Genomic DNA, 15203 nt, shown 5'->3' with positions numbered 1-15203 from the left:
GAAGTCGGCTACCATGCGCGAACGATCCATCGTGAAGGAGCGCTCCATGTGCCGCTGGCTCGCCTATACGGGTAATCCGCTTCATCTTGAGACCGTCCTGTTCCGCGCGAAGCATTCGCTGATCGATCAGAGCCTGCATTCGGAGCTGGGGGCGACGACCACCAACGGCGACGGCTTCGGCATCGGCTGGTACGGGCACCCTGACGAACTCCCGTTCCGCTATCGCTCCGTGCATCCCGCGTGGAACGACCGCAACCTGCGCGAAGCCGCGCGCGCGATCCGCTCGCGGATGTTCATCGCGCACATCCGCGCGGCCACCGACACGCCCGTCCAGGAAACCAACTGCCACCCGTTCCGCCACGGCCGCTGGCTGTTCGCGCACAACGGGCTGATCCGCGACTTCCACAAGCTGCGCCGCGACCTGACGTTGAAGATCGATCCCGCGCTGTTTCCGACGCTCGAAGGGTCGACCGACTCCGAACTGATGTTCCGCCTCGCGCTGACCTACGGCCTCGAGCAGACACCGCTGCCCGCGCTCGAGCGGATGGTCGGCGTGGTCGAGGAAACCGCCGCGCGGCATCGCGTGGCCGACCCGCTCAACATGACGATCTGCGCGACCGACGGCGAACGGATCGTCGCGGTGCGTTATTCGAGCGAGCGGCAATCGCGTTCGCTGTTCCACAGCACGTCGTTCAAGCACCTGCACGAGCTGTATCCGCACAACCCGCGCATCGCCGAAGCCGGCGACGACGCGTTCATGGTCGTCTCAGAGCCGCTCGTCGACCTGCGGGGGGCATGGGAGGAAGTGCCGGAGGGGATGGCGATCGTCGCGCAGGGCGCCGATGTGCAGCAGCGGCCGTTCAGCCCGCGGCACAAGTAGCACCGCGGGCACCCGACGCGCCGTCAGGCGCGGCGCGACAACCGCATCCGGATCGAATCGAGTTCGGCGGGCAGCCGGCGCGAACGAGCGCGCGGCCGCGGCAGTGCAGTGAACGCGAGCCGTTCGTACAGCGCGCGGGCCCGCACATTGCGGGTCAGCACGTCGAGCACGACGTCGCGGCTGCCGTCGGCGGGCAATGCGCCGGTGTCCAGCGCGTCGCGAAACAGCGCGCTGAAGATGCCCGTGCCGCGCTGCCGCTCGTCGGTTGCGCAATGCGCGACGAGGATCTGCGAGCGCTTCGGCGCCGGAATTTCCGTTTCGAGGATCAGCCCGCGCAACAACTGGCCAATCGTGCGGCGCACGCCAAAGAAGCGCGTCAATGCCCACACGACATGCACGTCGTCGAACATCGTCTGCTGCCCGTCGTGAATCGCCATCACGGCGAGCACGGCGCCGTCATCGGCAATCGCGACACGATGCCGGCGCCACGAGAAACGCCCATGACGTGACCGGAACGCCTGCTGCAGGAAGGCGATGCAACGCGCGTCGCTTTCGCCGAGAAAGAACCCGAATTCGGCCACGCCGGACGCGAACACGAGCGGCGCGCACGCCGCCGCGTCAGCCGCATCCGCCGCACGAAACCGCACGCGCTCGCCGGCGCGCGGCGCCGCTTGCGCGAGCGCGCCGGCCAGCGTCATGCGCTGCGCCCCGCGAGACGCGACAACACCGCAACCGTCCGGCTGATTTGCTCCGGCTCGTGCGTCGAGCAGATGAAGAAGCGCAGGCGCGCAGCCTTTTCCTCGACGGCCGGATAGAAGATCGGCTGCACGTTGATCCCTTCGTCGAACATCGCATTGGCCCACTGCGCGGCCTTCAGCGAGCTCCCCGTGATCACCGGCACGACCGCGAACCCGGCGCTCGTGCCCGTATTCAGCCCGGCGGCGCGCGCTTCGGTCAGGAACTGCCGCCCGCGCGCCTGCAGTTGCGCGACGCGCTCCGGCTCGGCCTGCAGGCGCTCGAGCGCGGCCAGCGACGCTTCGGCGAGCGTCGGCGCCAGCCCGACGCTGTACAGGAAGCCCGGCGCCAGGTGGCGCAGCATGTCGACGAGCGGCTGGCAGCCGGCGATGAACCCACCGCAGCCGGCCAGCGTCTTGCTCATCGTGCCCATCCACATGTCGACCTGGTCGGGCGCGACGCCGCAATGCTCGCGGATGCCCTTGCCGGTCGCGCCGAGCACGCCGAGCGAATGCGCCTCGTCGACCAGCAGGAACGCACCGTGGCGTGTCTTCACATCGACGAAGCGCTGCAGGTCGGGGAAGTCGCCGTCCATGCTGTACAGCCCTTCGATCGCTATCAGCACGTGCCGGTATTCGCGGCGCACGCGCGACAGCAGTTCGTCGAGCGCCTGCCAGTCGTTGTGCGCGAAGCTCAGCCGCTTCGCGCCGCTCAATTGCGCGCCCTGCACGATGCTGTTGTGCGCGAGCGAATCGTGGACGACCAGATCGCCGGGGCCGAACAGCGCGCCGATCACCGTCACGTTCGTCGCGTGGCCGCTCACGAATGCGACACAGTCGTCGGTCTCGTAGAACGCGGCCAGCGCGCGCTCGAGGTCGCGCTGCACCGGGCGCTCGCCCGCGACCATCCGGCTCGCGGAGGCCGACGTGCCATAGCGGTCGATCGCTGCTTTCGCGCGCGACGACACGGCCGGATCGCCGGCCAGGCCGAGGTAGTTGTAGTTCGCGAAGTTCAGGTATTCGCGGCCGCCGATCTGCGTCGTCGCACCGGCCACGCCGTCGTGCACGCGGAAAAACGGCGAGTCGACGCGCAGCTTCTCGCCCATCTCGCGCATGATCCGGACCTGCTGATACTGCGGCATCGACTCGAAGCGGCTGCGCGCCGATGCGGTCTGCGCTGCCAGCGTGCCAGGCACGCCCGGTGCCGCGGCCGCATCGGTCGCGCGCTCCAGTTGCCGTTTCAGCGCTTTCGCCGCCAGTTGCTGGCGAAGATGCTCTCCCAGTGCCATTGCTTCCTTCGCTGTATCTCGAAAAGACGCTATGTTACGCCGCGCGTCATGAAAAAGCGTGGTGTCACGCGTCGGGAAACTCGGCCCACTGCCACGCATCGGGTTGGGCCAGCAGCGCGTCCACCAGCCGGAAATTCATCTCGTGGCTCGGCCGCAGCGCGCTCACGCGCGCCAGCAGCGGCGCACCGGCCAGTGCCAGATCGCCGACCAGGTCGAGCACGCGGTGCCGGACGAACTCCTCCGGCAGCCGCATCCCGCCCAGCACGCGATTGCCGACGATGGACGCCGTGCACGACGGCCGCGCGCCGCGCAGGATCGGTACCCCGCGCAGATAACCGGCGACGATCGCGGGTACCGCCCACTTCACGCGACCATACGAGCGCGATGGCGCAATTTCGGTCGCAAAAGCAGCCGGCGTCAGCGCACCATCCCAGTGCATGTCGCCGAAGCCGCGCAGGTCGTTGCGCACGCTCAGTTCGTAACGCGGCGCCGGCTCGATCCGCATTTCGCGCCGCTGATCGCCGTCGCCGTCCGTGACGACGAGGGGCCGCAGCACGCGGATGAAGCGTTTCGGCGCATCGAGCGCGACGCGACCGCACGCGCGGATGGCGTCCACCCACGGCGCGGCGCTGCCATCGAGAATCGGCACTTCCTCGGCATCGATCTCGACGATCGCGTGATCGATCTCGCACGCTAGCAGCGACGCGAGCAGATGCTCGACCGTGCGAACGCCGACGCCGTCGGCATTACGCAGCATCGTGCACAGCGGCTGGGCGCGGCGCAGCGCGGGATCGACCGGCAGCGTCGCGAGCGTGCGCCCCTGCGCGACGCGACGGAACGCGATGCCCGTCACGCCGTCTTCCGGACGCGCGGGCAGGATCCGCACGCCCACCCGGCGCCCCGTGTGCAGCCCGTGACCGTCGATCGCCAGCGGACGCGCCAGCGTACCCTGGCGCGTCGCCCAGCCGGACGGCGCGCTCATCGCGCGACCTCCAGCGTCGGCGAGGCCTGGCCCGCGACGGCCGCCGGCCGCGTATCGAGCATCGCGCGCGCTTCGCCGTCGATCGCATGCTTCGCCGCCAGCGCGGCGACGGCATCGGCTGCGGAACCGGCGTCGGCATCGGCATCGGTCGACGCACCGATCGAATCGACGATGCGTCCGGCCAGTGTCGTCACGGACGCGCCCTCGGCAATCGCCATCACCGACAGCTTGACCTCGAACGCTTCCTCGACCGCGAGACCGAGCTCCATCCCCATCAGCGAATCCATGCCCATGTCGAGCACCGACTTGTCGAGCGCGATGCGATCCGGCGTCATGTGCAGGATCCGCGCGATCTGCCCTTGCAGCGTCCGGGCGACCAGCGCGATCGCTTCGTCACGCGGCAACGCCAGCACTTCTTCCCGCAACTGCGTGCCGCCGTCGCGCGCATCGCCACCCTTCGCATGCGATTGCAGCAGCGAATACCGGCGTGCCTTCGCGGCAGGCATCCCGCGCGCAACGGCGTGCCAGTCGAGCCGGACCACGGCCTCGCCGGCCGCGCCCGCCACCAGCGCGCGCTCGAGCGCGACCATCGCCTCGTCGGACGTGATCGACGCACCGCCGATCCGCGACTGCAACGCCTCGCGCGTATCCGCATGGCGTGCGAGGAAGCCGACGTCCTCGAGCGGCCCCCAGGCCATGAACGTGCCCGGCAAGCCTGCCGCGCGGCGGTGTTCGACGAGCGCCTCGAGGAAGCTGTTGGCCGCGACGTAGTTCGATTGCCCCGGATTGCCGAGATAGGTCGTCGCCGACGAATAGACCACGAACAGGTCGAGCGGCAACGTGCGCGTCGCGCGATGCAGGTTCCACGCGCCGGCCACCTTCGGTGCGAGCACCGCGGCCATGCGCGCATCGTCGAGATTGCGCACGAGGCCGTCGTCGATCGACATTGCGGAATGCAGCACGCCCTTGAGCGGGCTGTCGCGCCGGACGATCACGGCAATCATCGCGTCGACTGCCGCCGCGTCGGTCACATCGCACGACACGACATCGACCGTGACGCCGAGCGTCTTGCGCCAGTGCTCGACTTCCTCGCGTGCGGCAGCAGCGAGTTCGCCGGAGCGGCTCGCCAGCGTCAGCCGGCGTGCGCCGCGCTCGACCATCCAGCGCGCGCTCGCGAAGCCGAGCCCGCCCGTGCCGCCGACCACCAGGTACGTACCATGCGGATCGAGTGCGAGCGAACCCGCGCGCGCGACGCCGCGCGTCGGAGCCAGCGTGCCGGACGGATAGGTCACGAGCACCTTGCCGATCTGGCGCGCCTGCTGCATGTAGCGGAACGCATCCTCCGCCCGTTCGGCGGGAAACGCGCGATACGGCAGCGGATGCAGCACGCCTGCCGCGAACAGCGCCATCACTTCGCCGAACAGGCGCTCGGTCAGCTCCGGCAGCGCCCCCATCAACTGGTCGGCGTCGATGCCGAAATAGCTGATGTTGTTGCGGAACGGCCGCAGCCCGATATGGCTGTTTTCGTAGAAGTCACGCTTGCCGAGCTCGAGGAAACGACCGAACGGCCGCAGCGTATCGATGCTGCGCACCATCGCCTCGCCGGCGAGCGAATTCAGCACGATGTCGATCCCCTGGCCGCCCGTCAGCGCGCGAATCTCGTCCGCGAACGCGAGGCTGCGCGAATCGAGCACGTGGTCGGCGCCGAGCAGGCGCACGAACTCGCGCTTCTCGTCGCTGCCGGCCGTCGCGAACACTTCCGCGCCGAAGTGGCGCGCGAGCTGGATCGCGGCGATCCCGACGCCACCCGCGCCGCCGTGCACGAGCACACGCTCGCCGCGACGCAGACGCGCGAGTTCGACGAGTGCGTAATACGCGGTGAAGAACGTGGTCGGCACGGTCGCCGCTTCCTCGAACGACAGGCGCTCGGGTTTCAGCGCGATCCCTTGTGCGCGCGTCCTGACGCGCGTCGCGAACGAGGCCGGCGCGAAGCCGAGAATCGCATCGCCCGGCGCGAATTCCGTCACGGCGTTGCCCACCCGGACGACGCGGCCGGACAGCTCCATGCCGATCGTCGCGCCCGCGAAGCCGGTCTCGACCGCTTCATCGGACAAGAGCCCCATCGCATACATCACGTCGCGGAAATTGAGGCCGGTCGCAACGGGTTCGATTTCCACCTCGTCCGCGCCCAGCGGGGTTTCCGGCAACGCAAACCATTCGAGATTGCGCAACGAGCCCGGTGCATCGAACGCGAGTACGGCCGCACGCGCAATCGCGCCATCGTTGCGGGCCGCAGCCTGCGCGGCGGTCAGCATGCGCGGCACCTGCCGCCCGTGTGCGCCCAGGACGACTTCTTCCTCGACCGCTGCGCCGGTCAGTTCGCGAATCAGCGCGTCGGGGATCCGGTCTGCCGCTCGATCGACGTCGATCAGGCGGCACGCGAGCTCGGGATGCTCGTTCGCCAGCACGCGACCGAGACCCCACAGCGTGGCCTGTTCCGGATGCGCGTTCGCGGTCCCGGCGAATGGCGCGCCGCCACGCGTGACGACGGTCAGCCGCGTGGCCGCGTTCGGCTGCGCACCGAGCGCGCGAACGAGCGCCGCCAGCGCGATCACGCCGTTACGCTGCGCGGCCATCAGGCCGTCTCCCGTCGCCAATTCGGCGAGCGGCGTTTCCGGCGCGCAGAACACGATATGCGCCGGCTGCCCGGCCGGCAGCGACGCGATCGCATCGGCCGCGTGCGTCATGTCGACGATATCGGCCGGATAGCCCGCGCGTGCCAGCGCATCGGCCAGTTGCCCGCCGAAACTGCTGGCGGCATCCGGTGCGTGCATCACGAGCCATTGCTCGCTGCGCGCCAGCGTATCGAGATCGCTCGGATCGTCGCCGCGTTGCGCGGCAACGGCACTCGCGGCGTTACGTGCGATGACGAACGTCGGCGTGCCGTCCAGATCGAGCGATTGCTCGACGTGCCGCACGACGTCGACGTAGCCCGCGCGCTCGAGCGCCGCATCGAGATCCGCCGGTGCCAGCGGCACGGCCGCGTCGGCTTCCGTCGACGCAGACTGCGCGCCGAATACGATGTCGGAGAAGCGGCCGCGGCGCGACTCGGCCAGCAGCAGCAAACCGCCCGGCGCCAGCCACGACCGCATCGCATTCAGCGCGTCGGCCACATCGTGACGGCCGCTCAACGCGCGGTTCGCGACGATCAGGTCGTAAGGGCCGGCTTCGTCGGCCACCAGCGACAGCCGCTCGCCCGACTGCAGCGCAACCGTGCGCACCGCCGCTTCCGCATCCGCGTCGAACCCGGCCAGTTGGCCGGTAGTCGCTGCGATCGTGTGATCGCAACGCGCGGCCGCGAGATGCATGCCGAGCGTCTGCAGCACGTCGCCATCCGTCGCGCCCAGTTCGAGCACGCGCAACCGGCGCGCCGGTTGCCATTCGTCGACGGCCTGCTCGACGCTTGCGCTCAGCAACGCGTGCACGTGCTGCCACGTCGGCGACGCGGCAAGGAGTTGTTCGACCAGGCTGTGCCCGGTCGGCGACAGCAGGCGGGCGCCATCCTTCGCGCCGCCCAGCACGTCGGGCAATGCCGCGCCGCAATGCGCGAGCAGCGTCAGCTCGGCGACGTGCCCCGGCGATTCGGCCAGCAGCCCGCGCCACAGCTCGTCGAGCGGCGGCAACGCCGCGCACGCCGCATCGTCGCGCACGAGCAGCGCGCCATCGCGATGAGCGAGACCATCCTCGACCAGCATGTCGGCAAGACGCGCGGCCAGCGCCGCATGCCCGGCCGCCGGCTGCCACGTGCCGGCGAATGCGCCGAGCGCATCGAACGCGCGGAGCGCGTAGAGGCTCGCCAGAACGTCGAGCAGCGGCAGGATTTCGGTCAGATGCTGCGTCCGGCGACCGTCGTGCCCGGTCGCATCGAGCCGCGCGACGGCCTGTGCGAGCAGCGCGTCGGGGGCCGGCAAACCGGCTGCGTCGACGTCGCCCGGCAGCGGCACTTCTTCAAGGCGGTAGACGAAGCGCGCGGGCAGGTTCTGCCGACGGCCGACGAGATCGACGCGCCGGAACCGGCAGGCGCCGAGCCGCGCGACGATCGCGCCGTGCGCGTCGAGGAATTCGAAATGCGCGACGATCGAATGCGGGCTGTGCCGGTCGATCCGCACGAGCACCCGCTCGACCGTGTCGCCGCGCAGATAGTCGACCCGGCCGATCTGCACCGGCACGTAAGCCGGATGCTCGCCTTCGCGTGCGTGCGCCGCAAGCAACGCGAACAGCGGATGAAACCCGCTGTCCATCAGCGCCGGATGCAGCAGATAGGCGGACACTGCCCGCGCATCGCCGCACGCGGCCGGCGCGGCGACGTCGGCCAGCGCCATGCCGTCATCCGCGGCGACCCGCACGGTGCGGACCCAGCGGAACGCCGGCCCGTAGCCGAGGCCGATGGCCGCCGTGTTTGCGTACAGCGTGTCGCCGTCGGCTGCGGGCAGTGCGAGCAGACGAGCGAGCGCATCGGACGGCACGACGCTCGCATCGCCGAGCGCGTTGCCGCTTTCCAGCATCCGCCCCGTCACGTTCATCGTCCATGCGCTGTCGGACATCCGGTCGCGCGTCTCGATCGTGAAGGTTGCGGTGCGCGGCTCGATCACGAGCCGGAACAGTTTCGCCTGCTGCGGCTGGAACACCACCGGCACGCGGATCTCGACGTTTTCGAGTGCCGCATCCGGCGTATCGAAGAAGGTGCGTGCCGCGGCGAGCGCCATTTCCACATAGCCGGCCCCCGGGAACGCCACGCCGCCGTCGACGACGTGATCGGCCAGCATCGGCAGCTTCGCCGGATCGAGCTGGTTTTCCCACGCGAATGCGTGCTCATGCAGGCGATAGCCGAGCAGCGGATGCTCGCGGCGGCGATTGACGAGGCCGTAGCCTTCGACGGTCGGCGTCAGCCAGAAACGGTCGCGCTGCCACGGATAGGATGGCAATGCGGCACGCGATTCGCCCGGCGCGAAGCGGTCGGGATCGACGCTCGCACCGTGCGCGATCGCCGCGAGAATCGCTTGCCGCAGCGTCGCCGCGCTGCCGTGATCGCGCTTGAGCGTCGGCAGCGCCACGCCGGTCGCACCGGCGGCCGCGAAGGCCTGCTTCACGTACGTGCGCAGGATCGAATGCGGCGAGACCTCGACGAACAGCCGGACGCCCTGCTCGATCAGATGTGCGATGCCGTCGCCGAAGCGCACGGGCTCGCGAATGTTGCGCCACCAGTAGCGGGCATCGAGCTCGGTGCCGGCAAGCGCGCCGCCGGTCACGGTCGACACGAATGCGCCGTTGCCCGGCTGCGGCCGCAGGCTGGCCAGTTCGGCCAGCACGACCGGCTCGATGCGGTCCATGTGACTGCTGTGGAACGCGTAGTCGAGATCCAGCATCTGGAAGAACTTGCCGCTGCCGCGCAGCGCGGCCTCCAGTGCCTGCAATCCCTGCAGCTCGCCCGCGAGCGTCACCGCATCGGGGCTGTTGATGCCGGCGATCTCGACGCACCGCGCCAGCCCGTGGCGCGCGATCAGTTCGCGCGCCGCCGCGTCGCCGATGCCGACGGCCGCCATCCGGCCGCTGCCGCGCGTCATGGCCTGCGCGCGGCTGCGGATCTTGATCACGCGAACCGCGTCGGCCAGCGACAGCGCGCCCGTCACCCACGCCGCGGCAATTTCGCCGACGCTATGGCCGATCGCCGCGTCGTAACGCATCCCACGCGCGTCGATCACGCGGATCATGCCGACCTGGATCGCGAACAGCAGCGGCTGCGCGTTCTCCGTCGCGGCGAGCCATTCGGCGCCCGCGCCGGCCAGCCATTCCGCGCTCGGGCCGCCGCGCATCACGTCGACGAGCGACGGGCTGCCGTCGGCACACCACAGCGCGTCGACTTCGTCGAGCGCAGCGCGAAAGACCGCGTTCTCGGCATAGAGCTCGTTGCCCATCCCGACCCACTGGCAACCGTTGCCCGAGAAGACGAGCGCGGTGCGCACCGCGTCGGCCGGAGCCTGGCCGGTCGCCACGCAGGCCGGCAGCCCTTCCGGCGCCGGCTGGGCCAGCGCGGCGAGCGCCGCGCGTCCTTCGGACACGTCGGCCGGCGCGACGATCGCGCGATGCTCGAGCCATTGGCGACGACGTGCGGCCGCGGCGGCCAGCGCCTGCCAGTCGCCGCCGTTGTCGAGGGTCGCCAGATAGCGGCCCGCGAGCGCGCCGAGCGCGTTCGCGCTGCGGGCGGTCAGGACGAGCGGAGACAGCTGCGCGTGAATCGGCTCGGATGCCGCTGTCGACGCGTCGTTTGCAGCCGGCGCCTCGGTCAGTACGACGTGTGCGTTCGTTCCACCGAAGCCGAACGAGTTGACGCCCACCGTCAGTGGCGCGTCGCCCGCGTCGAGCGACATGTAGCGATCGACGACGCGCAGACGCCCGCCGTCGAAATCGATGCCGGGATTGGGCGTGACGAAATGCAGCGAGCGCGGTACCGCGCGATGCTTCAGGCACAGCACGGCCTTCAGCAGCCCGGCCATGCCGGATGCGGTCTCGAGATGGCCGATGTTGGTCTTGACCGAACCGATGAGCAGCGGACGATCCGCCGGGCGCTCGCCCGACACGACGTCGATCAGCGCACGCGCCTCGATCGGGTCGCCAACCGCCGTGCCGGTGCCATGCGCCTCGAGATACGCCAGCGACTGCGGATCGATGCCCGCGCGCGCGTACACGCTGCGCAGCAGCGACGCCTGTGAGGCCGCGCCCGGCACGCTGATGCCGCCCGGCGAATGGCCGACCGAGTTCACGCCGGAGCCGGCGATCACCGCATGGATCGTGTCGCCGTCGGCGAGCGCGCGATCGAGCGGCTTGAGCAGCACGAACGCGCCGCCTTCCGAGCGGACATAGCCGTCGCCGGTCGCATCGAACGCGCGGCAACGACCGCGCGGCGACAGCATCGACGCCTTGGAGAAGCTGACGAAGCCGAACGGGTGCAGCAGCAGGTTGACGCCGCCCGCGAGCGCCACGTCGGCTTCGCCGGACTGCAGCGCCTTGACGGCCTGGTGGAGCGCGACGAGCGACGACGAGCAGGCCGTGTCGACGGACATGCTCGGGCCGCGCAGGTCGAACAGGTAGGACACGCGGTTCGACGCGATGCTCAGCGTATTGCCGGTCGCCGAATACGGATCGATCACGTTCAGATCGTCCATGTTGCGGTTGCCGTAATCCATGCTGGCGGCACCGACGAACACGCCGCAGTTACTGCCGCGCATGTCGGCCGGGCGCACGCCCGCGTCCTCGAACGCTTCCCATGCGAGTTCGAGCAGCAGGCGCTGCTGGGGATCCATCTGGGCCGCTTCGCGCGGGGAAATGCCGAAGAACGCGGCATCGAAGCCGGCGACGTTGTCGAGCACGCCGGCCGAGAACGTGTAGCTCTTGCCCGGTTCGCGCTTGGACGGGTGCTGGTAGAAATCGGTGCCGAACCGGTCGGCCGGGATTTCGGTCACTGCGTCGCGTTCGTCGCGCAGCAGTTGCCAGAAGTCGCCGGGGTTGTTTGCCCCCCCGGGAAATCGACACGCTATCCCAATTATTGCAATCTTACTGTTCATCTCTTATGTCGCTTTCTCGGATGCGCACGGTTCTTCCGTACGATTTCCGTCGTCTTGTGTCACGTGCAGCAATACCGCCCCTAACTCCTCCGCCGGCAAATTTCGGCATTCGGGAGCAACTGCGCCGTAATTCCGCCAGATGAAATAATCGCTGTGTTGCGGATTAACGTCCAGTTTATGAAAAACATGAGGCAGCGCGGGAACGTGATCGCCGTAGAAACAAACGACCGTTTCACGATTGCTGGTACGCAAATGATCGAGCAGTCGCCCGATCATTGCGTCCGCATTCTCAATGTGCCGCAAGTATGCTGTAAGGTCTTGCCATGAGGCATCTTCGCCGAGAGTATGCCTTGAACACGATTCTCCGGGTAATACCTGCTCCAGATGCAGTGGGCCGTGGTTCTCCATCGTCATCGAGAAAATGAAGCGCGGGCGGCCACGAGGCGCATCGAGCGCGGCGATAATCGCATCCGTCACGGCGTCATCGGACACGTACGGCCCGGAGCGCGACGCCGCCGCAAAATGTTCGATATCGAGGAATTGCTCGAATCCAAGCAAGGGGAATACGCGATTACGCCCGAAGAAATCCGCATAGTAGGGATGAATTGCAAGCGTTTCGTAATCTCCGCGCCCGAACCAGCGGGCAAGCGATGCGCAGACACCGCGCACGAAAGTGTAAGGATAGAAACGCGCATACCCTAACGCCGCCTGGGGCACGCCCGTCAACACCGCGAATTCGGTGCGCATCGTGTTTGCCCCCCAGGCTGGTACGGTCAACTTGCCGTGGCACACCGACTCGCGCCGCGCCTCATCGAAGCGCGTGTACACCGCCGACTCCACCGCCCCGCTGACATGGCGCACGTCAAAGTACGACTCGCTCTGGATCACGATGACGTCGGGACGCCTCGCCGGCTCGCCGGTCGCAAACGGACTGGATTCGTTGGCACGCGCGAACGAGTCGAACGTCGTGGGACGCAAACCATTGAGCAGATAGGCCACGAACACCGCAAAAAAGCCGTGGCGCTGCTGATCGGCTATCGGATCCAGCGTCAGCGGCAGGCGGGCGGCAAGCCCTCGGCACAGTAAAAATGTGACCGTCGGGACGATCGCGAAAGCCAGCCATGGGCGCGGAGAGATAGCGGGCTCGGACAGGTAACCAATCAGCACAATCAGCACGCCCGCCACGATCGCAATCACCTTGTCGAGACTCAGGAACGGCAAGTAGAGTCGCGGGTGCGAAAACAGTTGGCTGAACAGGCTAAGATCGGTGAAGACGAAAGGTTCGCGCAAGGATTCGTATTTCGCGTTGCTGACTATCTCGACCAAGCCAACGAGTGCGATCGCGACGAACGCGGAAAAAATCGGACGAGCGGTGACAAACAGGAGCAGCGACGCGATGAACAGAACAGCGAGCGCGCGGACGGATGCCCCGGCAAGCGAACGACGCTGCGGGAAACGGGGCACTGCGATGCGATCGGGCGCGAACGACAGGACAGCGGCGGCAATACATGTCAGCCAGGGCATCGCGGTCACTTGGCGTCTTCCTCCTTGGGAAAATAAGACAGCTTGTCGAGAATGGCGTCGGCGAGTGACGGCGGCAACAGCGGCAACAAGCGCATTCCGAACGCCAGCAGACCGGGAAACGCAACTTCGGGGCGTCCGGCTTCGAGTTTGCGACGGATATATGACGCTGCCTTGTTCGCTGTCCAGAGAAATGGCTTGTCGCTGGGAAATACGTCGCTCATGGACGTTTCAACGAATCCGGGCAAGACCACCGACATCCGGATGCCATTGCGCTTGAGCAAGGGTCTGACGGAATCGGCATACGCCTTGATCGCCGACTTGCTCGCACAATAGGCCGGCGAGATCGCCATCCCGCGCAGCGCGGCCAGCGACGCGACCATGACGACATGGCCCCGCTGTCGCCCGCGCATCCGGTCGACGACAGGCAGCACGGCGTGCAGGGCGCCATAAAAATTCGTGTCGACCACCCGCGCCGTGCGCTCCAGCCCCTCCCAGTCGTTCGTCGTGGCCAGCGTACTCGCCACACCCGCATTCGCGATCAGCAGATCAATCGGATGGGCCTCGTCGAAGCCGTCAAGCCACGCTTTTGCGCTGTCGGCATCGCGCACGTCAAACTGCCCGGTAATAACGACCGCGCCACGTGTACGGCATTCCGAGGCACTTGCGTCGAGCCGCTCGATATCGCGGCCGACGAGGCCGAGCACGACACCCGGCCGAGCATAAGCCAGCGCAAGCGCGCGGCCAATACCGGCGCTTGCGCCCGTGATCACGACATGGCGTGGTTGAGCAAGGCTACCCATGCACCTCCTCCACGCGGGTGACGACGCCCGCGACGGCCATCTCGATACCGGACTTTGTGTAGAAATCGCCGTTGATTTGCGTGTGATGCATCACGTAATCGAGAAAGGCACGATAGAGATGCATGTCCGGGCTGTCCGCCTGCGTCCAAAAATCGTCGAGACTACCCTGCCAGGTCAGGCCGGGTATCGCGTAAATCGCCGTGCCAAGCGCGATCAGGGGCCGCTCGTGGTGCAAGGCAGACAAACCCACGGTGCTATTGACGACGACTACCCCGCGGGAATGGTCAAGCAAGGTGGGAAGGTGACCGGCATCGATAAAAAGCATGCGCTGGTCGATGCCGAGTTCCCGAGCCAGTGCCGCTGCGAATTGCTTGTAGGCGATCAGGCCCGTGTCCAGCGGATGGTTCTTGATGACAAGCCACGCGCGAGACGGGGCGTAGCGAGCAAATGAACGCAATACGGCCGAAATAGCCGCGCAAATGCCGTCGAATGGGGAATGCGCGACGATCTGCGCGTCGGAGTTCAGTTGGAGCGGGAACAGGTAATACTCTCGCTTCTCGTCCAGCAATTCCCGTGCGATCCGATCGGCCTCCCAGGCATGAACGCGCGACTGGGCGGCGCGATAGGCCAGGCCAGCGTATTCCTGGAAACCATTTTTGGGGCGATGGCTCCTGTAGTACGGAAACCGGCGGGCGTGCAGCGCGTTCGCCAGACGGTAGGCGATATCGTGGTACACGCGTACCTTCAGGTTATAGCCGGTCGGGTGGCCAAAGGCCGCGGGCGGGACATGCTTGCGTTGGTCGCGATACCAATCGGGGTCGCGCGGCAGCAACGAGCGGCCATTGACGCCATGATGCTCCATCGTGATCCAGTGGGGACGAACATAGCCCTCTTCGAACACATGTACGCGCAGGCCGAGATCCTGAACGACAGCATGTATCGGTCGATGGATTTCACGGCAATCGCCAAACAGGAAGACATCGGTAAAGTCGTTGGCTTCGACGATCTGACGGTACCAGGCCGACAAGCCTTCCGCCTTGTCACGATAATTCCAAGCCGCGCCCCCACCGGCGTAGGCCAGGTCGCCGCCACAAAAATTAACGCGGGTCACACGGTGGCCGCGGCTGCCAAGAACATGCGCGAGCTGGCTGAAAAACGGGGACGCCGTGCCTTGCAAGGCAAGGAAAGAACGACTCATAGATCAACGATGCAGTAATGGGAAAACCGGCAAACATCGCCATCCAGGCAATATCAATGGGTGCGTTCGGTGAACCGGCGTCTCGCCGAGTCGTGTCGATCTTGGTGGAGATCAGTGAGTTGACGCGTCTCACCTTTCAACTTGCCGCTGTTCATCGATTGTCACATTGAGAGA

The 15203-nt window shown here is 67.4% G+C and carries 8 protein-coding genes; 1 reads left to right on the top strand and 7 read right to left on the bottom strand.

From position 1 onward, the window contains the following. Nucleotides 1-46 precede the first annotated feature (46 nt). Nucleotides 47-880 (top strand): class II glutamine amidotransferase, encoded by an 834-nt coding sequence (locus LGN19_RS21740; RefSeq protein WP_226217247.1) that lies wholly within the window; start codon nt 47-49, stop codon nt 878-880. A 23-nt stretch (nt 881-903) separates the two neighbouring features. Here the strand turns inward: LGN19_RS21740 and LGN19_RS21735 are convergent, their stop codons facing one another. The 7 genes from LGN19_RS21735 to LGN19_RS21705 all read right to left on the bottom strand — a co-directional run bounded on the left by LGN19_RS21735 (nt 904) and on the right by LGN19_RS21705 (nt 15029). Next, nucleotides 904-1578, bottom strand: coding sequence for a GNAT family N-acetyltransferase (locus tag LGN19_RS21735; protein ID WP_226217045.1), 675 nt, complete (start codon nt 1576-1578; stop codon nt 904-906). Further along, nucleotides 1575-2903, bottom strand: a complete 1329-nt coding sequence (locus LGN19_RS21730; RefSeq protein WP_122944568.1) for an aminotransferase class I/II-fold pyridoxal phosphate-dependent enzyme — start codon at nt 2901-2903, stop codon at nt 1575-1577. The genes LGN19_RS21735 and LGN19_RS21730 overlap by 4 nt, the downstream gene beginning before the upstream one ends. 64 nt (nt 2904-2967) lie before the next feature. Then, nucleotides 2968-3885 carry a UDP-3-O-acyl N-acetylglycosamine deacetylase gene (locus tag LGN19_RS21725; RefSeq protein WP_175222332.1) on the bottom strand — a complete coding sequence of 306 codons (918 nt, stop codon included), beginning with the start codon at nt 3883-3885 and terminating at the stop codon, nt 2968-2970. After that, a complete protein-coding gene (locus tag LGN19_RS21720; protein WP_226217043.1) occupies nt 3882-11507 on the bottom strand; it encodes a type I polyketide synthase in 7626 nt (2541 codons plus the stop codon). The genes LGN19_RS21725 and LGN19_RS21720 overlap by 4 nt, the downstream gene beginning before the upstream one ends. A gap of 3 nt (nt 11508-11510) precedes the next feature. Then, complete coding sequence (locus LGN19_RS21715; protein ID WP_226217245.1) at nt 11511-13031, bottom strand: LTA synthase family protein; 1521 nt, start codon at nt 13029-13031, stop codon at nt 11511-11513. 5 nt (nt 13032-13036) lie between these two features. Further along, nucleotides 13037-13831 carry an SDR family NAD(P)-dependent oxidoreductase gene (locus LGN19_RS21710; protein ID WP_226217041.1) on the bottom strand — a complete coding sequence of 265 codons (795 nt, stop codon included), beginning with the start codon at nt 13829-13831 and terminating at the stop codon, nt 13037-13039. Beyond that, nucleotides 13824-15029 carry a capsule biosynthesis protein gene (locus LGN19_RS21705; protein WP_175222335.1) on the bottom strand — a complete coding sequence of 402 codons (1206 nt, stop codon included), beginning with the start codon at nt 15027-15029 and terminating at the stop codon, nt 13824-13826. The genes LGN19_RS21710 and LGN19_RS21705 overlap by 8 nt, the downstream gene beginning before the upstream one ends. Nucleotides 15030-15203: the final 174 nt, after the last annotated feature.

This window comes from Burkholderia sp. AU30198, from assembly GCF_020419825.1.
GTDB lineage: Bacteria > Pseudomonadota > Gammaproteobacteria > Burkholderiales > Burkholderiaceae > Burkholderia.
The sequence above is the reverse complement of the archived record's forward strand: the minus strand, read 5'-3'. Positions and strand labels throughout refer to the sequence as shown.